The organism is Thermoflexibacter ruber (assembly GCF_900113045.1).
GTDB classification, from domain to species: Bacteria; Bacteroidota; Bacteroidia; order Cytophagales; family Thermoflexibacteraceae; genus Thermoflexibacter; species Thermoflexibacter ruber.
The window spans coordinates 24229-41772 of record NZ_FONY01000005.1; the positions used below are offsets into that span (position 1 = coordinate 24229).

Annotated in this window: 11 protein-coding genes and 2 tRNA genes; 5 read left to right on the forward strand and 8 right to left on the reverse strand. The window is 38.6% G+C overall.

Translation table 11 applies throughout. The features are described 5' to 3' along the window. Positions 1-11 precede the first annotated feature (11 nt). A complete protein-coding gene (locus BM141_RS03820; protein ID WP_091540323.1) occupies positions 12-4997 on the reverse strand; it encodes a S8 family serine peptidase in 4986 nt (1661 codons plus the stop codon). A gap of 271 nt (positions 4998-5268) precedes the next feature. On the opposite strand from BM141_RS03820, the gene BM141_RS03825 reads away from it, so the two are divergent. Then, positions 5269-8106: a M16 family metallopeptidase gene (locus BM141_RS03825; protein ID WP_091540326.1), complete on the forward strand. Its 2838-nt coding sequence runs from the start codon at positions 5269-5271 to the stop codon at positions 8104-8106. Positions 8107-8175: 69 nt separating this feature from the next. On the opposite strand, the gene BM141_RS03830 is transcribed toward BM141_RS03825, so the two are convergent. Together BM141_RS03830 and BM141_RS03835 are read right to left on the reverse strand one after the other, a co-directional pair. After that, positions 8176-8826 carry an SPOR domain-containing protein gene (locus tag BM141_RS03830; protein ID WP_143090791.1) on the reverse strand — a complete coding sequence of 217 codons (651 nt, stop codon included), beginning with the start codon at positions 8824-8826 and terminating at the stop codon, positions 8176-8178. A 99-nt stretch (positions 8827-8925) separates the two neighbouring features. Further along, positions 8926-9576 carry a hypothetical protein gene (locus BM141_RS03835; protein ID WP_091540334.1) on the reverse strand — a complete coding sequence of 217 codons (651 nt, stop codon included), beginning with the start codon at positions 9574-9576 and terminating at the stop codon, positions 8926-8928. A 161-nt stretch (positions 9577-9737) separates the two neighbouring features. Between BM141_RS03835 and BM141_RS03840 the strand changes: the two genes are divergently transcribed. Then, complete coding sequence (locus BM141_RS03840) at positions 9738-11111, forward strand: alkaline phosphatase family protein (RefSeq protein WP_091540338.1); 1374 nt, start codon at positions 9738-9740, stop codon at positions 11109-11111. A 26-nt stretch (positions 11112-11137) separates the two neighbouring features. Here the strand turns inward: BM141_RS03840 and BM141_RS03845 are convergent, their stop codons facing one another. Beyond that, positions 11138-12058, reverse strand: a complete 921-nt coding sequence (locus BM141_RS03845) for a ParB/RepB/Spo0J family partition protein (RefSeq protein WP_091540342.1) — start codon at positions 12056-12058, stop codon at positions 11138-11140. Positions 12059-12071: 13 nt separating this feature from the next. Then, positions 12072-12845: a ParA family protein gene (locus BM141_RS03850; protein WP_091540345.1), complete on the reverse strand. Its 774-nt coding sequence runs from the start codon at positions 12843-12845 to the stop codon at positions 12072-12074. A gap of 316 nt (positions 12846-13161) precedes the next feature. Here BM141_RS03850 and BM141_RS03855 point away from each other — a divergent pair, with 316 nt between their 5' ends. Then, positions 13162-14781: a CTP synthase gene (locus tag BM141_RS03855; RefSeq protein WP_091540348.1), complete on the forward strand. Its 1620-nt coding sequence runs from the start codon at positions 13162-13164 to the stop codon at positions 14779-14781. A 1-nt stretch (position 14782) separates the two neighbouring features. On the opposite strand, the gene BM141_RS03860 is transcribed toward BM141_RS03855, so the two are convergent. Both BM141_RS03860 and BM141_RS03865 read right to left on the reverse strand, forming a co-directional pair. Beyond that, positions 14783-15556 (reverse strand): DivIVA domain-containing protein, encoded by a 774-nt coding sequence (locus BM141_RS03860; protein ID WP_177217254.1) that lies wholly within the window; start codon positions 15554-15556, stop codon positions 14783-14785. Between the two features lie 97 nt (positions 15557-15653). Continuing rightward, positions 15654-16175 carry an NADH-quinone oxidoreductase subunit J family protein gene (locus tag BM141_RS03865; RefSeq protein ID WP_091540356.1) on the reverse strand — a complete coding sequence of 174 codons (522 nt, stop codon included), beginning with the start codon at positions 16173-16175 and terminating at the stop codon, positions 15654-15656. Between the two features lie 216 nt (positions 16176-16391). Between BM141_RS03865 and BM141_RS03870 the strand changes: the two genes are divergently transcribed. Both BM141_RS03870 and BM141_RS03875 read left to right on the forward strand, forming a co-directional pair. Next, a tRNA-Ser gene (locus BM141_RS03870) sits at positions 16392-16476 on the forward strand. A gap of 58 nt (positions 16477-16534) precedes the next feature. Beyond that, positions 16535-16608: transfer RNA gene (locus BM141_RS03875), tRNA-Met, on the forward strand. Positions 16609-16734: 126 nt separating this feature from the next. Here BM141_RS03875 and BM141_RS03880 read toward each other — a convergent pair. Next, positions 16735-17445 (reverse strand): head GIN domain-containing protein, encoded by a 711-nt coding sequence (locus BM141_RS03880; protein ID WP_091540360.1) that lies wholly within the window; start codon positions 17443-17445, stop codon positions 16735-16737. Positions 17446-17544 lie beyond the last annotated feature (99 nt).

Genomic DNA, 17544 nt, shown 5'->3' on the forward strand with positions numbered 1-17544 from the left:
TTTTACAAATTTTACCACTTCTCTATCTTTTTGACATATATCCCTTTCTCAGTCATAATGCTTAAAATATAAACCCCTGAAGACAAGGCAGATAGGCTGAGTTTTTCTGTAAATTGAGAACTGTCTTGTATGGCAATGCTTCTTTGTATTACCGTTTGACCTGCCAAATTAGTGAGTTGTAAGGTAATTGCTTTCCCTAAATTTTCATCTTCTAAGGCAAGGGTAATTTCATCTTTAGTAGGATTGGGGAAAATCAATAATTTTTTGTTAAATTCTTCATTATCAACTCCTAAAATCACAGAAGGTCTGGCAGTTACGGTATTGCTTCTTGGGCTATTGCCAAAGTCGCTGATAGCTACTACGTAGAAATAATAAGTAGTTCCATTCTTCAGGTTACTGACAAGAGCGGAATTATATTGCGTAGTACCTATGAGTTCAGCAGGTTTGTCAGCCGTAAAAGCATAGATTTCATACGCAAAACTCAAAGGTTCTTTATTGCTTTGCCATAAGAGTAAGACTTCCTTGTTTCCCGCTTGTGCAAAAACGAAAGGAGCATTAATAGGGCAGGCTTGTAAGCTATAAGCCCCTATGTCTATTTTTTGGCGTTTTCTACCCAAAATGTCTATATCGGGTGCATTGTTCCCTTTTACCCCCTTGCCTACTGCAGGATTCGCTCCACTGCCATCATAGCAAAGCAGTTCAAAATTATTGGCTTCCGCATTGATAAAGAGCGGCTTGCTTTGATTTTGGTCAGTATTTTCTTTCAAAAAATCTATAGTTGTGCGGTCGCTACTAAGGTTGCCCCCACGACTTGTAAAAAGTAAACTTGTTGCCACAGAAAGATTCCCACCTGCTAAATCTGGATTCGCTAAAATTGTATTCTGCAAAGTTGTATTAGAATTAATCGCCAAATTCAAGGCAGAGGCATTGTTATTCTCCTCACCCTGAGAAGGTTGAGGATTAGTTTTATTATTAGCAAGAGTTACATTCGTCAAACTTAGCGTTCCTGCATTGTAGATTCCTGCTCCTGCATTAGAGGCTAAATTGTTCGCTACCACCGTATTAATTAGATTAGTATTCCCATTTCCCTCTATCCAAAGTCCGCCTCCTATTTGCCCAAAGCGCGTTGTATTATCATTGTTAGCATTAGATTTATTATTGATAATGAATGAATTGTTTATTTCTAATTGGGTATTAGCGGCTACAGCGATTCCACCACCTAAAGGAGCTTGATTTTGTTGGATACGCACATTTTCTAAAGTCAGTCTGCCTTTTGAAAGCCTAATGCCACCTCCACTCGAGTTAGAAGTAGAGTTTGCCAGAGGAGAGAGTGAACCGTTGGAAATTGTTAAGCCACTGATTTTAACAGGGTTGATACTACTGTTTTCTATATTAAAAATCCTAAAATCTCTCTCAGCTTCTCTTTGGATACTTACCTGACCTAAACCTGAGATATTTACACTCCTACGAACAGGTAGCTCAGCGGTATTGAGCATGACCTTACTGACTGTAGAAGCAAAAGTGATATTAGCATTTTCGGGAGCGCAAGTAATAGCCTCTCTTAGCGAACCTGCCCCAGTGTCGTTGCCGTTTTGCACAATAAAATTTTGTGTAGCAGGTGCTTGCCCTGTAAACTCAACCGCACCTCTGTCGCCTATGCCTATTCTACTACTGCCCAAGGCATCTGTGGCAGGAAAAACTCCGACCCCTGTATTAATCGCAGGGCTACAATAAGCAGGTATAAAAAGTAGTAAACGAGGGTCAGTATTTTGTAAATCAGAGGCTTGCATAGTAAAAGGGCTATTTCCCAAAGTGATATTTCCACCTTGCGAAGTAATTACTCCACCAAAAACATTACTAATACTTCCTTCGTGATTGATAATGGTGTTTTGCAGAGTCAGATTACTTGCTAAGTTTCTAATACCAACCCTATCGCTTGCGGCAGTATTATCAGTAATTGTGCAGTTTTGCAGGATAAGATTAGCGGCAACAAAAAAGCCATTTTGGATAGTAGCCCCGTTCTCAGGATTGGAGGTATTAAAAGCTAATACACAATTAATCAAGGTCATAGTCCCACCTCGAGTTTCAAAGCCATTTTGGATAGCTCCCCCCGTACCTCCTGAGATATTATTCAGAATAAAACAGTTTCTTAAAGTTAGCGTTCCTGTATTCAAAATAGCTCCTCCAAAATCTGCCACCCCTCCATTTTGGAGGGTTAAATTATTCATATTCACTACTATATTATTGATAGCAAGGTTTTGCGTACCTTTGGTAACTCTAAACAATCTGAAAGGTTCTGTGCTATTTCTTTTGATAACAACGGTATTGCTGCCTGAGCCACCATCAATCGTTAAGTCTTTTTCTATCCATAAAGAAGAATTTAACAAAACCTCCTTGACATGAGGAGCAAAAGTAATAGTAGAAGCAGGACAAGCCCTTGCAATCGCCTCTCTAAGAGAACCTTGCCCACTGTCATTGCCATTGGTAACTATTTGGTTGGTGTTTTGTGTAACTGTATAGTTCAAAGCAATCGCCTGCTCGCCAACGATTGACCCTGAGCGTGTTCTGACTGTGTACCAATACGTTTTCCCAACTTGTAGATTTCGCGTGTCAGTAATAAAAGTACTGCTTGTAGGGGAGTTTGGTAAAGGAATCAAATTCCCGTTGTTACTATCTATTTCAAAAACATCATAAGCAGTGGCACCTGGTACTGCCGCCCAAGAAAGCTGAACATTTCCACAACCCGTAATATTAAAAGTGGCAGGTGTGCGTACAATCTTAAAATTCCCTGTTTCAGCTACAATATTAGGTGAAAAAGCCCCACTTACTCGTAAGCGAACTTGGTCGTTAGGGTTGATGTTTGGAGTGAGCCAGTTAATAGCTGTAGCAGGAGTATTTACTGTTCCAATAGCCGTCCAAGTTCCCCCACCATCTAAGGAGTATTCCACTAACTGCGCCCCGCTTGCTCCCGCTTGTTGCCAATACACTGTTTGTGTGATATTTGGGCGGAGAATATCACCCGCTTGCGGATAGGTAATTTCTCTATAAAAAGGATTGACTGTCCAAGTAATTGCATAGTTTTGCGCTCCCAATGGTACAGCTGCCCCTATGACCGTAATGGTATAATTTCCTGCTGTAGGGTTGGTAATAGTTACTTGTTCTATATTATTGACATTATCTATCTGCCTTGTAGCCAAAGCATTAGGATTGTTAGGGTTTAATACCCAAGGGTGAAAAACTGTTCCGTCAGGGGCTATTACTTGTAAGTTCAGGTTATTAACCAAAGCAATAGGGGTATTATGCAAGGCTTCGGGGTCTATCCAAGTAAGCATGATTTTCAATTCTGCCGTATTAGGTGCCACAGTGATAGTACGGCTAATGCTTTGTCCCTGCGTAATTGCTCTCTGTTCAAAACGATTTTCCTCTAAGGCTTTTATGGCATTGATGCCGTTGAGTCTGCCAAAACCTGTTTTGTAGTCAGGGAGAGCATTGCCTATGTCGTCTGCATTATTGCAAAGCAAGGCTTTCACAAGGTCTGAAGTAGGATTGGTATTACTATGCAACTGCCTGTACCTTTCATAGAGCAAAGCAGCTACGCCCGATACACTTGGTGTTGCCATAGAAGTCCCACTTTTGTTAGAATACTGATTTTCAAAACTTAAAGAAGTTACATTTTCTCCAATGGCGGCAATGTCAGGCTTAATTCTTCCGTCCCTTGCAGGTCCGAAGCTACTTGTAGCGGAAATATTGTCTAAAGCATCTACATTGCCTACAATAATGGCATTTTTGGTAACATCAGTAATCGTAGTAAAGCCACCTGCACAAGCCGATTGAGAATTTCCTGCGGAAACGCACTGAGTAAGAAAGGGATAGGCTCTTGCTAACATATCTCTCCTCCTTGCTCTGGCAGGATAATTGGACAGTCCTTCGCAAGCACTAATAGAGGGTCCGAAAGAGTTTTGTGTAATAACTACACCGTTAGAAGGGTTAAATTCATCTATTGCGTTCAAAACCTCAGTTTCTACCGTCCTATTAGAGTTGATTCTATTGGGGTTATTGTCGCCAAAGCTATAAGAATATAAAGTAGCTTTGGGTGCAATGCCTTGATTGGCAGGATTGATAAAACCTGAGCCAGCCAATGTTCCAGCTACGTGATTGCCATGGTCAGTTTCGTTGGGGTCAGTGAGGTCAGTATAAATTTCTTTATTGACCACTCTATTTCCCAAGTCCACATGAGGTCTTAAAATTCCGTCCCAAATCCCTACAATTACGCCATTGCCCAAGAGATTTCTCGGAGCATTGCCTAAAATATTGGCAGTGTGTCGGTTGCGGCTTACCCTATTGTTATGAATTTCTAAGGGACTTTCTGTCATGCTAATAAACTGCACCCAAGGTGATTGGGCAAGGTTATACAATTGACTTTGAGGCAAATAAGCAGTAATGAGTTTAAAAAATCCACTTTTTTCTCGAACTACTCCTTTGAGTTTTTTAATTTCCTCGGCTACTTCATCTATCCCCTCAGCAGAAAGCAGAGAAATATCTACGCTTACTAAATCTTTCCCCATTTTAGCATACTCAGGAATAAATTTACCTATGAGTTCGGGGGCAACTTTTGCATTAAGAGGTAGCTCTACAAAAGCCCTGATTTGTAATTCTTGCTTTTGCTTTTCAGAAAGTTGGGTAGGAACAAGGGCAGTAAAGGCATAATCAGGCAGGTAGTCTATCAACTCAACGCCACTTGCTTTGATTTTTTTCCTTTGTGCCTCTGTCGGCAGTTTTTCAAACTGAACTACAAGTGGATATTTTTTTTCCAAAGACTTGCTTTTCAGTTGTTTATCTTTGATTGCTTTGCTTTTCAAAAACTCTATAGAGTTAGCTTTGATGCTCCACTCCCCTGTTTGGAGGCGCAGTTTGTAATCATTTTGCGCAAAAGTTGGTGAAAAGCAAGTAGATAGTAGAATAACAACAAAAAAAATATATAAGATTTGTCGTAACATAAGGCATTGAAGGATTTTAGGTTTATCGGTCAAAGATAAGCGAAACTACCTAAAAATTAGATGAAGTACCTAAAATTTTATTGATAAAATGTATAGTATATTTTGAGTAAAATGTAATGATTCATCTCTGATTAAACCTATGAATACATTTCATAGATGAAAAACCTAAGAACTTATCACTTTTCAAATAATTTAACAAGTTCAAAAGAATGATTGCTATTTGAAGTTTTTTAACTTTGACGCACATTTTTCATTTAAAACAACACTGAATATGAAAAAAAATTTATTCTTTCTTGTATTAGCTTGTTGCTTTGCGTCTGTTGCCTTGGCACAAAGCAAATTAGTAGAAAAAGTAAGCAAAAAAGGCAATGAAATTGTCATTCCTTATGAAAAGTATGAACTATCTAATGGCTTGACGGTAGTGATTCACGAAGACCACTCTGACCCCATCGTACACGTGGACGTAACCTATCACGTAGGCTCGGCGAGAGAAGAGATTAAAAAATCTGGCTTTGCCCACTTTTTTGAACACATGATGTTTCAAGGCTCTGACAATGTGGCTGATGAAGAACATTTCAAAATTGTTACCGAGTCTGGAGGCACGCTAAACGGAACAACTAACCGCGACAGAACCAATTACTTTGAAACGCTGCCAGCTAACCAATTAGAAGTAGCTTTGTGGTTAGAAGCCGATAGAATGGGTTTTTTATTAGATGCTGTTACCCAAAAGAAGTTTGAAATACAGCGTGCCACAGTAAAAAATGAGAGAGGACAAAACTATGACAATCGTCCTTATGGATTAGCAGGAGAATACTCTGCAAAAAATTTATATCCTTATGGACATCCTTATTCTTGGCTAACTATTGGCTATGTGGAGGACTTAGACAGAGTAGATGTAAATGATTTGAAAAATTTTTTCTTGCGTTGGTATGGACCTAACAACGCCGTACTGACCGTAGGGGGCGATGTAAACCCCAAAGAAGTAATTAAATTGGTAGAAAAATACTTTGGCTCTATCCCAAGAGGTCCTGAGGTACAAGACATGAAATTACCTTGGGTAACTTTGGATAAAGACCGCTATGTTTCTTATCAAGACAACTACATTCGCTTTCCTATGCTGAGAGTAGTTTTCCCTACCGTGCCTTCTACTCACCCTGACGCTACTGCACTAAGTTGCTTAGCTGAAATTATTGGGCAAGGACGCAACTCTATTTTCTTTGAAAAATTTACTAAAACACAAAAAGCGGCACAAGCAAATCTTTTTAATAGCACTTCTGAATTAGCAGGAGAGTTTACAGCAATGTTTGTACCTTTCCCCGGACAAAAGTTGGCAGATCTGGAAAAAATAATGCGTGAGTCTTTTGAAGAATTTGAGAAAAGAGGTGTTTCTGATGAGGCATTACAGCGATTCAAGGCAAGCGAAGAGTCTTCAATTATCAATGGCTTGCAAAGTGTATCGGGTAAAGTTTCTCAGTTGGCTTATTTCCAAACTTTCTTCAAATCTCCGAACCAAATAGGAAAAAGATTGGCAGAAGTGCAAAACTTGCAAAAAGAAGATGTCTTGCGCGTGTATAACCAATATATTAAAGGCAAGGGAGCGGTGATTTTGAGCATTTATCCCAAAGATGCCCGAGATGTGGCCGCAGAGGACAACTACACCATAGATACTTCTATCTACAAAGCCCCTAATTATGGCTATGAAGGGTTGAGATACAACAAACCTAAAGATGATTTTGACAGAAGCAAAAGACCTGCAAGCGGTACTAATCCTGTAGTCAAAGTACCAGATATGTGGAAAAAAGACTTTGCTAATGGTATGAAGTTAATAGGCACCCAAAACGATGAGATTCCTACTGTTACCCTAAGAATGAGCATCAAAGGAGGTCATCTGCACTCCATTAATGACATGACTAAAGCAGGAGTAGCTAACATGACAGCTCAGATGCTCAATGAAAGTACACAAAACTATTCTTCTGAAGCCATTAGTTCAGAGTTGGATAAGTTAGGCAGCAATATTTCCTTCGGAGCTGGCGAGGACGAAATCAGTGTACAAGTCTTTACTCTGAAGAAAAACTTAGAAAAGACCTTGACTTTATTGGAAGAAAAACTGTTCAGACCTAAGTTTGACCAAGCAGATTTTGAAAGATTGAAAAAGCAAGCCATAGCAGGCATTAAAAATCAGCAGACCCAGCCTACCTTCATTGCCAATACGGTGTATTCCAAGCTATTATACGGCAAAGACCATATCAAAGCGATGCCTCTATCAGGAACGGAACAGACTGTTGGACAAATTACTTTAGATGATGTAAAGAGTTTTTATACTAACTATTTCTCTCCTTCGGTGAGCAATGTAGTAATCGTAGGCGACATTACTCAACAAGAAATTTTGCCTAAACTTTCTTTCTTAGAAAAATGGGCTAAAAAAGAGATAAAAATGCCAACTATTCCTGCGGCAAAAGCCATAGAAAAAACTAAAATCTACTTAGTACACAAGGAGAAAGCCGCTCAGTCAGAAATTAGAATTGGTTATGTAAATAATACGCTGAAGTACGATGCTACAGGAGAATATTACAAAACAGTATTGACCAACTATGTCTTAGGCGGGGCATTTAACAGCCGCATCAACCTCAACTTGCGCGAAGACAAAGGCTGGACGTATGGAGCAAGAAGTGGTTTCTCAGGAGATAAAATGGACACACGCTTTACTGCCTCAGGGGGTATCAAGGTTACAGCAAGCGACAGTGCAGTAGTAGAGTTTATGAAAGAAATTAAAAACTACGCCGAGAAAGGAATTACCGATGCTGAGTTGGAGTTCATGCGTAAATCTATAGGGCAGTCAGAAGCTCGCAACTTTGAAACAGGTTTCCAAAAAGCTGCTTTCTTAGGTAGAATTATCGAGTACGATTTAGCTAACAACTACACTGAAAAACAAAATGCTATTGTCAAGTCGATTACCAAAGAGGAAATCAACACTTTGGCTAAAAAACATTTGCCTTTTGACAAAATGGTAATTGTGATTGTGGGAGATAAAAATGTATTTGGTGAAAGACTTGGTACTTTGGGGTACGATGTGGTAGAACTCAATAGCGAAGGAGAACCCGCTAAGTAATGATATGAGAAAAAGAGGCTGTCTTTTTTGGACAGCCTCTTTATTTTGGTAAAAATATTTTTCATATTCCTAATTATCTCCCTTAGGTGCGCCAGATTCCAATTCCAAACGGTCTTTCATACTTGCCCTTTCATTATCCTTGTAGATAACCGTCCATATTTCTCGGTCTTCTTCTTTCCTTTTGTCCAAGCCCATGATAGTGCGAAGGGCTTTTTTAAACTCATCTGCTTCCCAATAATCTTTGAAATGCCCTAAGGTATATTTGTAAATATTATCGCTATCCTTTTCTATGATAAGATTTTTGGCATCTCCCCCTACTTCGGAAATATCAATCCTATTTTTTACACCTACTTGCACTCTGTACCACGTCCCTTTGGCATACTCAGGGTTTGTACCATTGTTTGCCTCATTTTTCTTGGCTTGGTTTATGGCATTACTGATAGAATCATACTCATTTTGCAATTTAGCTATTTCTGTATCTTTGTCGGTCATATCCTTACCTACGGTTCTAAGTTTACCCTTCAAACCTGCATTTTCTCCGCGCAATCTATTTAGTTCATTCACCAAGTCCCTGTATTGCAAGGGGTCAAGGTCTTTGAGCTTTCTTTTCCACTCTTTCTCTGCGGCTTTTTCTTCTGCGCTTGGCTTTTTCTTTTGAGCAAACGCACCCAAGTCGATGCAAAAAATAAAGATTAATATTAAAAATATTTTTGTTTTCATGTTTCTTAAATAGTTAAATGGTTTTGATAGTTGGAATAGCTTGATAGTTAAATAGCTGAATAGTTAGTTCAAACAACTCATTACTTATAACTCAAACGCCTATTCTTTAAACAAATCTGTTTCCAAGTCGGCATCGGTAATCCCTACACTTTTCAGAATGGTGCGAATATCCTCAGTCATGCGTTGTCCGTCTTTGTAAGCTACTACCCAAGGACTTGGCACGCCTATTTTCATCAAGTACTTTTTAAAAGCATAAGCCTCTTTGGGATTGTTAAAAGAGCCTAACTCGTATTTTAAAATATCGCCATCTTGTAAGATACCAAAATTGCGGTTATTGTCTTTGAAGCGAGAAAGGTCTATTTTGCGGTATGCTCCTACTTGTACTCTGAAAATCACTCCTTTAGATTTGAAAGAAGCATCTACTTCGTTGGGTTCTGTTTTTACTGTCGTATTTGCTCCTCCTTTTTTCAATTCGTCTATTTGCTTTTGTAGGCTTGCTTTCAGTGCTTCTTTGTCATCAAAACCAGCCTGCATACTTGCATTCTGTCGTTTCAAGGCTTCATTTTCCGCCTTGAGTTCATCTATTTCTTTGAGCATATCTCTGTACTGCAAAGGTTCTACCTTGCTCTTTTTTTCCTTCCACTTTTTACGCTCTTCTTTTTCCTTCTTGGCATCAGTTTTTTGAGCAAAAATGTTAGCCGCCAAGCAAAAAATAAATAAGAGCAACAGCGCGTAACGTAATAGTTTCATAGTTTTATCTACCTTGTTAAAGTGATTAATAGAAAACTCGTAAAAATACGGACTAATTTACTGTTTAAAAGCATATTTTGAGCCAATATTTTCAAAATTTCTTACAAACAGGTTGCAAGTTTTATGAAGTGGAAAATATAATTTTGCATAAATAAGGAACTATGAAAAAAACAGTTGTTATCAATGTCGTAGGGCTTACTCCTTCGCTGATTGGGGAAAATACTCCCTTCCTCCATCAATGGGCAAAACAAGGCTCTCTTTCCTCTATCAACCCTGTACTTCCTGCGGTAACTTGCTCTTTACAAGCTACTTATCTCACGGGCAAATACCCTAATGAGCATGGTATTGTGGGTAATGGCTGGTATTTTGAGGAGGAGTGTGAAATCAAGTTTTGGCGACAATCTAATAAGTTAGTTCAAGCAGAAAAAATTTGGGAAAAGGCAAAAAAAATAGATAGGTCATTTACCTGTGCTAACCTATTTTGGTGGTACAATATGTACTCTACGGTAGATTATAGCGTTACCCCCCGTCCGCAATACTTGGCAGACGGACGAAAAATGCCAGATTGTTATTCTTTTCCCGCAGATTTGAGAGATAAATTACAAGAAAAATTGGGTATATTCCCTTTATTTGATTTTTGGGGTCCCAGAACGTCTATCAAATCAAGCCAATGGATAGCAGAAGCCTCCAAATTGGTAGAAGAATGGCATAGCCCTACTTTGACTTTGATTTACCTCCCTCACTTAGATTATAATTTCCAAAGACATGGTACTCAGCACCCTTCTATCCCAAAAGATTTGAGAGAAATAGACCAAGTTTGCCAAGATTTGATTACTTTTTACGAAAAAAGAGCGACACAGGTCGTAGTGCTTTCAGAATACGGCATTACTGATGTGAACCACCCTATTCACTTGAATAGAATTTTAAGACAGCATAATTATTTGGCTATCAGACAGGAAAGAGGTTTAGAACTCTTAGATGCAGGAGCAAGCAAAGCCTTTGCCGTAGCCGACCACCAAATAGCCCATGTTTACGTCAATGATAAAAACGAACTAAATAAGGTCAGAGCCATTTTAGAAAATACTGTAGGGATAGAACTGATTTTAGGCGAAAAGAGCAAGGCAGAATTTGGCTTAAATCATTCTCGTTCAGGCGATTTTGTAGTAGTCGCTGACAAGGATTCATGGTTTACTTACTATTATTGGTTAGATGATAAAAAAGCCCCTGATTTTGCTCGCATCGTAGATATTCACAAAAAACCGGGCTATGACCCCGTAGAAATGTTTGCTAACCCTAAAATCAAACTTCTGCCTTTGGTAGTAGCAGGGAAATTGCTAAAAAAGAAGTTAGGGTTCAGAATGTTGATGGACATTATCCCCTTAGACGCTACTTTGGTCAAGGGTTCGCACGGCAGAATTCCTGAAAATGAGGGAGATAGACCACTCTTAATTTCTAAAAGAAATGACTTGTTATCAGAGCGGCATATAAATTCCTCGACAGTGTTTGATATTTTGTGGAAACACTTAATCAGTTAATCTTTTCATAAAAAGTAAAGATGAACTTAGGCAAGCATTTCTAAAATTCTATTCAAATCTTCCTCAGAAACAAAAGGAATTTTGATTTCGCCTTTATTATCCGCGCCTTTTTTAATTTGTACCTTTGTACCAAAGCGACTTGACAACTTAGATTGGAGTTGCAAAAGGGCATAGTCCGCAGGCTTTTTTTGTGAATTGGGCTTTTTCTCCTCTCTATCTGCTAATTCCCTAACCAAATCTTCCACCTTTCTTACAGAGAGGTCTTCCTCTATAATTCGCTTATAAATAGAGAGTTGGATATCCACACTGTCTATGTTGATAAGCGCGCGAGCGTGTCCCATGCTTACTTTGCCGTCCCGAAGACCTGCTTGAATATCGGGAGGGAGTTTGAGCAAGCGCAGGTAATTATTCACCGTAGTACGCTTCTTCCCTACCCTATCGCCTAACTCCTCTTGTTTCAAGTTGCATTCTGCTATAAGTCTTTGATAACTCAGAGCTACTTCCACAGGGTTGAGTTCTTCGCGTTGGATATTTTCAATCAGTGCCATTTCCAACATTTGTTGGTCGTTGCCTGTGCGAATATAAGCAGGAATTTCCGTCAAACCTGCCATCTTGGAGGCTTTCAGGCGACGCTCCCCAGAGATGAGTTGGTAGGTGTCTTCGTCTAATTGCCTAACTGTAATGGGTTGGATAATGCCTTGTACCTTAATAGATTCAGAAAGTTCTTTTAAGGCTTCTATATCGAAGTTAGTACGAGGCTGAAAAGGATTAACCTCTATTTTGTCCACAGGAATTAGGCTAAACTGCGTAGCTAAGTGCCTCAATTCTTCTAACTCTTTGGAAACGCCTTCCTCTGTAAGTACTGTCCTGTTATCGCTTAGAAGTGCATCTAAGCCTCTGCCCATAGCACGTTTCTTCAACTGTGGTGTTTTTTTCTCGTCAGCCATTTTTATTTTTTACTTATTTTGCAATTCCGTTTTTGTCCAAAATCTCTTGGGCTAAGTTCAAGTAACTTTGCGTACCCTTGCTTTCTGCATCATGAGCAATGGCAGGAAGTCCGAAACTTGGAGATTCACTTAGACGAATATTTCTTGGGATAATAGTCTTGAATACCAAGTCTTTAAAGTGTGTATTTACTTCCTCTACTACTTGGTTTGCCAACCTAAGCCTTGCATCGTACATGGTTAGTAAAATTCCCTCTATTTCCAACTCTGTATTCAGTCTGCTTTGAATAATCTTAATGGTATTCAATAACTTACCCAAACCTTCCAAAGCAAAATATTCGCACTGCACAGGTACTATTACCGAATCGGAAGCAGTCAAAGCATTGACCGTAACCAAACCCAAAGAGGGCGAGCAGTCCACTAAGATAAAATCGTATTCGTTTTTGACTGTACCAAGGGCTTCCCTCATGCGTTCCTCGCGGTTTTTAATGTTAATCATCTCTATCTCAGCTCCTACCAAATCTATATGCGAAGGAATAATATCTAAGTAATCAAAAGAGCTTGGTACAATGACCTCCTTGACATTGGTCTGATTAATCATGCAGTCATAAATACTTTTACGTACTTCTTTGGGGTTCATGCCCAAGCCAGAAGTAGAATTTGCTTGTGGGTCAGCATCTACCACTAAGGTTTTATATTCTAAGGCGGCTAAACTTGCGCCCAAGTTGATTGCAGTTGTTGTTTTTCCTACTCCACCCTTTTGGTTGGCAATAGCGATAATTTTACCCATGATGTTGTTTTTTTCAATGCTACATGAACTGTTTAGCAAATATGCACGATTTTGGCGTTGCAAATATAAATTTTTACCAGATTTTTAATGCAATTAGGCAGAAAGATTTTTCTCTGATGGGCTTATAAAGCATACTGACTAAGGAAACAAGTTTTAATATTTTGATTAGCAAAGTTTTATAAGAATATTTTTTGTAAATCAATTTTTATCTCAGTATAATCCTCTGGCAAATAATATTGTTACCCTTTGTAAAGCATATTTTTTTAAGTAGATTTGCACCCAAATTTTTTGAGCATCTTTAAACTGCATCTAAATCGTGGCTAATACTAAATATATTTTCGTTACAGGAGGAGTTACCTCTTCCTTGGGCAAAGGCATTGTTTCTGCTTCTTTGGCAAAATTGTTGCAAGCAAGAGGTTTCTCTGTAACTATCCAAAAGTTTGACCCCTATATCAATGTCGACCCCGGCACCTTGAACCCCTACGAGCATGGAGAGTGCTATGTAACCGATGATGGTGCAGAAACTGATTTAGACTTAGGGCATTACGAGCGTTTTCTCAATATTCCTACTTCCCAAGCCAACAACGTAACCACAGGGAGAATCTATTACAACGTGATTATGAAGGAAAGAGAAGGTGCATATTTGGGAAAGACAGTGCAGGTTATCCCTCATATTACTGATGAGATTAAACGCAACTTTTTTGCTCTTGGGCAAACAGGAAAATATGACATCATCATTACAGAAATAGGTGGTTGCGTGGGCGATATAGAATCTTTGCCTTTCATAGAAGCAGTACGTCAGGCTCGTTGGGACTTAGGTCCTGAAAATGTCATTGTGATTCACCTCACTTTGATTCCTTACCTAAAAAAAGCAGGAGAACTAAAAACTAAACCTACTCAGCACTCTGTAAAAAAACTCTTGGAAGAGGGAATCCAACCTCAAATTTTAGTTTGCCGCACTGAGTATCCGCTACCTTATGATATTCGCAGAAAATTAGCTCTATTTTGTAATGTGGACATCAATTCAGTAATTGAGTCTATTGATGCAGAAAGCATTTATGATGTCCCTTTGCTAATGCGTAGGGAAAGGCTGGACGAGATAGTATTAGAAAAACTGCAACTCCCTAAGAATCAAACGTTAAATATAGAGGATTGGAAGCAATTTTTAGGGAAACTAAAAAACCCTACTAATGAGGTAAATATTGCCTTAGTGGGCAAGTATGTAGAACTTCCCGACGCATATAAGTCTATTTCTGAGGCATTTGTTCATGCAGGAGCAGAAAACGAATGTAAAGTAAACCTTAGTTTTATTCGTTCCGAAGAACTGATTAGCATAGACGAAGTGGATAGCAGATTGGGGGACATGGACGGCATACTGGTCGCTCCCGGTTTTGGCGATAGAGGAATTGAAGGAAAAATTAGAGCAGTAGGTTTCGCAAGGGAAAAAAATATTCCATTTTTTGGCATCTGCTTAGGAATGCAATGTGCAGTGATAGATTTTGCAAGGAATGTCCTTCACTTAGAAGGGGCAAACTCTACGGAAATGAACAAAGAAGCACCGCACCCTGTAATAGACATGATGGAAGACCAAAAGAAAATCACAATGAAGGGTGGAACGATGCGTCTGGGTGCGTACCCTTGTGAGTTAAAAAAAGATTCTTTGGCATGGAGCATTTACAAGAAAAAAGAAATCCAAGAACGCCACAGACACCGTTACGAGTTCAATAACAATTATTTAACTCAATTTGAGCAGGCAGGTATGATTGCCTCTGGTATCAACCCCACTACCCAATTGGTGGAGATTATGGAGTTAAAAAATCATCGATACTTTGTAGGGGTACAGTTTCACCCTGAATTAAAAAGTACAGTAGCCAACCCACACCCACTTTTTGTGCGTTTTGTCAAAGAAGCGATAGAGTACAGAAAGGAAAAATAGTTTACAAGCTATCGAAAAAAGAAGCCAAGTCTTGATTTTCTGAGATATTGATAGCACTTTGCTGTGCAAAGTGAGAGCCATTTACTCCATTTACATAGGCAGGAGGTTCAGAAAGCTCATTTATGTTGCTTTCTGTTTTCTTTTGAGAATTGGGATAGTTTTTATCTAAATTTTGTAGGGTTTGCTTGGTTTGCTCATTATTTCTTTGCATGAACTCATTGGCTTTCTTTATTTCTTCTTCGTAAAAAACGGTACGCTTGTAGGTATCTATTTGTGTAATTTTCCCAAGCGTATCTTTCAAGAAATCCGTCATCTGTGAAGTGAGTTTTTCTTTTTGCTTCTCTATCAGCCTGTAGCTGTAATCCAGTTTCCTCAATTCTTCTCTCATCTGAGCCAAAGAATTATAAGCCAACTGGTTGGCTTCGCGAGTTACTATTTTGGCTTGTGTTTTTGCTTCCTCTATAATCTGATTGGCTTTTACTTGACCCTCCTGAAGTATCAAATAGGCTTCCTTTTGGGCTTGTTCTCTTAAAACATGGTTGCTCTGCTCTAAATCTTTTAAAGTAGTGAGTAAAGAGGCTTCAATTTGGCGAAGGCGATTAAGTTCGTTGAGGGCTTCGGCTAATCTTCGCTCCAAATCTTCATTTTTGACAGTCATATTCTCCCATGCTACGGACATAGCTTGTAAAAAAGCATTTACGTCTTCTTTGTCGTAGCCGCCAAAGGTTACTTTGTCAAAAGACTTTTTGCGAATATCTAAAGGGGTTACTTTCATCACCGAATTCATATTAAACTATAGGGCAAACGCAAGATAAATAAAAAACGAGATTTATACAATATAAGTTTCTAAAAATTATGCCAATCTGTTAAAATCATACTTTTCTCCCTGCTATTAAGGCAGTTCCGACTAAGGCAAGCAAGAGCAAAACCCCCACTACTTCCAAAGCCAATACCTGATGAGTCATCAATTGCAGCCCTATTGGTTCTATGGTAGAGGCAGGGTGGTTATTTTTGTGTGTCTGATGCGTAATTTCTTGAATCCAAGCTAAACTTTGGAAATCAGTCTTGAAAATCAATGAGATAAGTAAAACAAAAACACCAACTCCCAGCAAGCCAGCTATCAAAGGATATTGGTGAGAGGTTAAGATTTTGCCATTTTGTAACTTATTGGTAAACATTACTCCAAAAATGAGCAAAATCAGTATGCCACCTACATAAACCATGACTTGTGTAACTGCTACTACATCAGCCATTAGAAAAACATAAATTCCTGCAATGCCAACAAAAGTAAGCAAGAGCGTAAAAGCTGCATAGATTACATTCTTGGTAAATAAAATAAAAATAGCAGAAAAAAAGACCAAAGCTGCAAATGAGTAAAATACAACTAACTCCATAAATTGCCAATGCTACAAAATTTCTAAACCGCAAATAAAGTAAAGTATTTTGAAATAAGAAAACTGTAAATCAATATTTTACTCATCAAGCCTAAAAGGTGCATCAACTCTTATGTATCCAAATGAATATTTTTTTTAAAAATAGTTTTGCGATTTCGTAAAAACTACTTACCTTTGCACCGCAATTAACGATTTTAACCAATCAACATACATCATAGAGGGATGGCTGAGCGGTTTAAAGCGGCGGTCTTGAAAACCGTTGACTGTAACAGGTCCGGGGGTTCGAATCCCTCTCCCTCTGCTAAAAATTCTGCCAAAGTGAATAGCTTTGGCAAAGTTTTTAAAAAGTAGCCTTACTTGGCGAGGTAGCTCAGCTGGCTAGAGCGCAGCACTCATAATGCTGAGGTCGGGGGTTCGAGCCCCCCCCTCGCTACTGCAAGTAGAAAAACCTTTGCAATTTTTTTGCAAAGGTTTTTATTTTGTTAGTATTCAAGAGTTAGCGAATATCTATTTTCTTATTAATAAAGTACCTGGTGGCTTGGAAAGCTAAACCCAAAGTTTAATTCACTTTCTTGATAGAGCCAGAGCCACTGCTTTTAAAGATTTGTTTTTGTGGATTACCCGCAAAACGAATATCCCCAGAGCCAGAAACTCTGGCATCGAGTTCTTCGCTTGCATGTACCTTAGCATTACCAGAACCAGAAATATTTATTTTAGTGAAAGAAGATTTCAAGTCTATTGCTTGCACATCGCCAGAACCAGAGATACTAATACTTTGTTCTTTGGTATTTCCTGTAATTTCTATATCTCCTGAACCACTCAAAGAAACGTTTAACCTTTGTGTTGCTAATGCGCCTTTAAACTTACCAGAACCCGAAAGGGCTAATTCAAAATCTTCACTTTTGATAGTGGATTTGGTGCTGATGCGAGAAGAACCACTCGAGTTTATTTTTTCTAAGTTCTTGTAAGTTAGTACTATATCTACTGTATAGTTATAATTATTCCTTGAATTCCATTTATCATTGCGAATACGAATGTTGAGTGTGCTACCTTCGTTTTCAGTAATAATGTCGTCTAAGTCAATTCCTGAAGCTGTAATTTTTACACTTTCAGTATTCCCTTCTTGGAGCGTTACATTGAAGCTACCTCCAATTTTTACAGTTTTGAAAGCTTCAAGTTTTCTTTCCTCAGTCTTTTGGGCAAAAACTGACTGACTAATTAATGCTATGCTAAGCACAATCATCAAATATAAGATTAAATGTTTTTTCATATTGAAATAATGTGTTTAAATTTTTGGTTGAAAGACACAAGAAAAAAAGAAGAGTTGCATTCTACACAAAAAACTTAAAAAAGAATTTACCTAATAAGA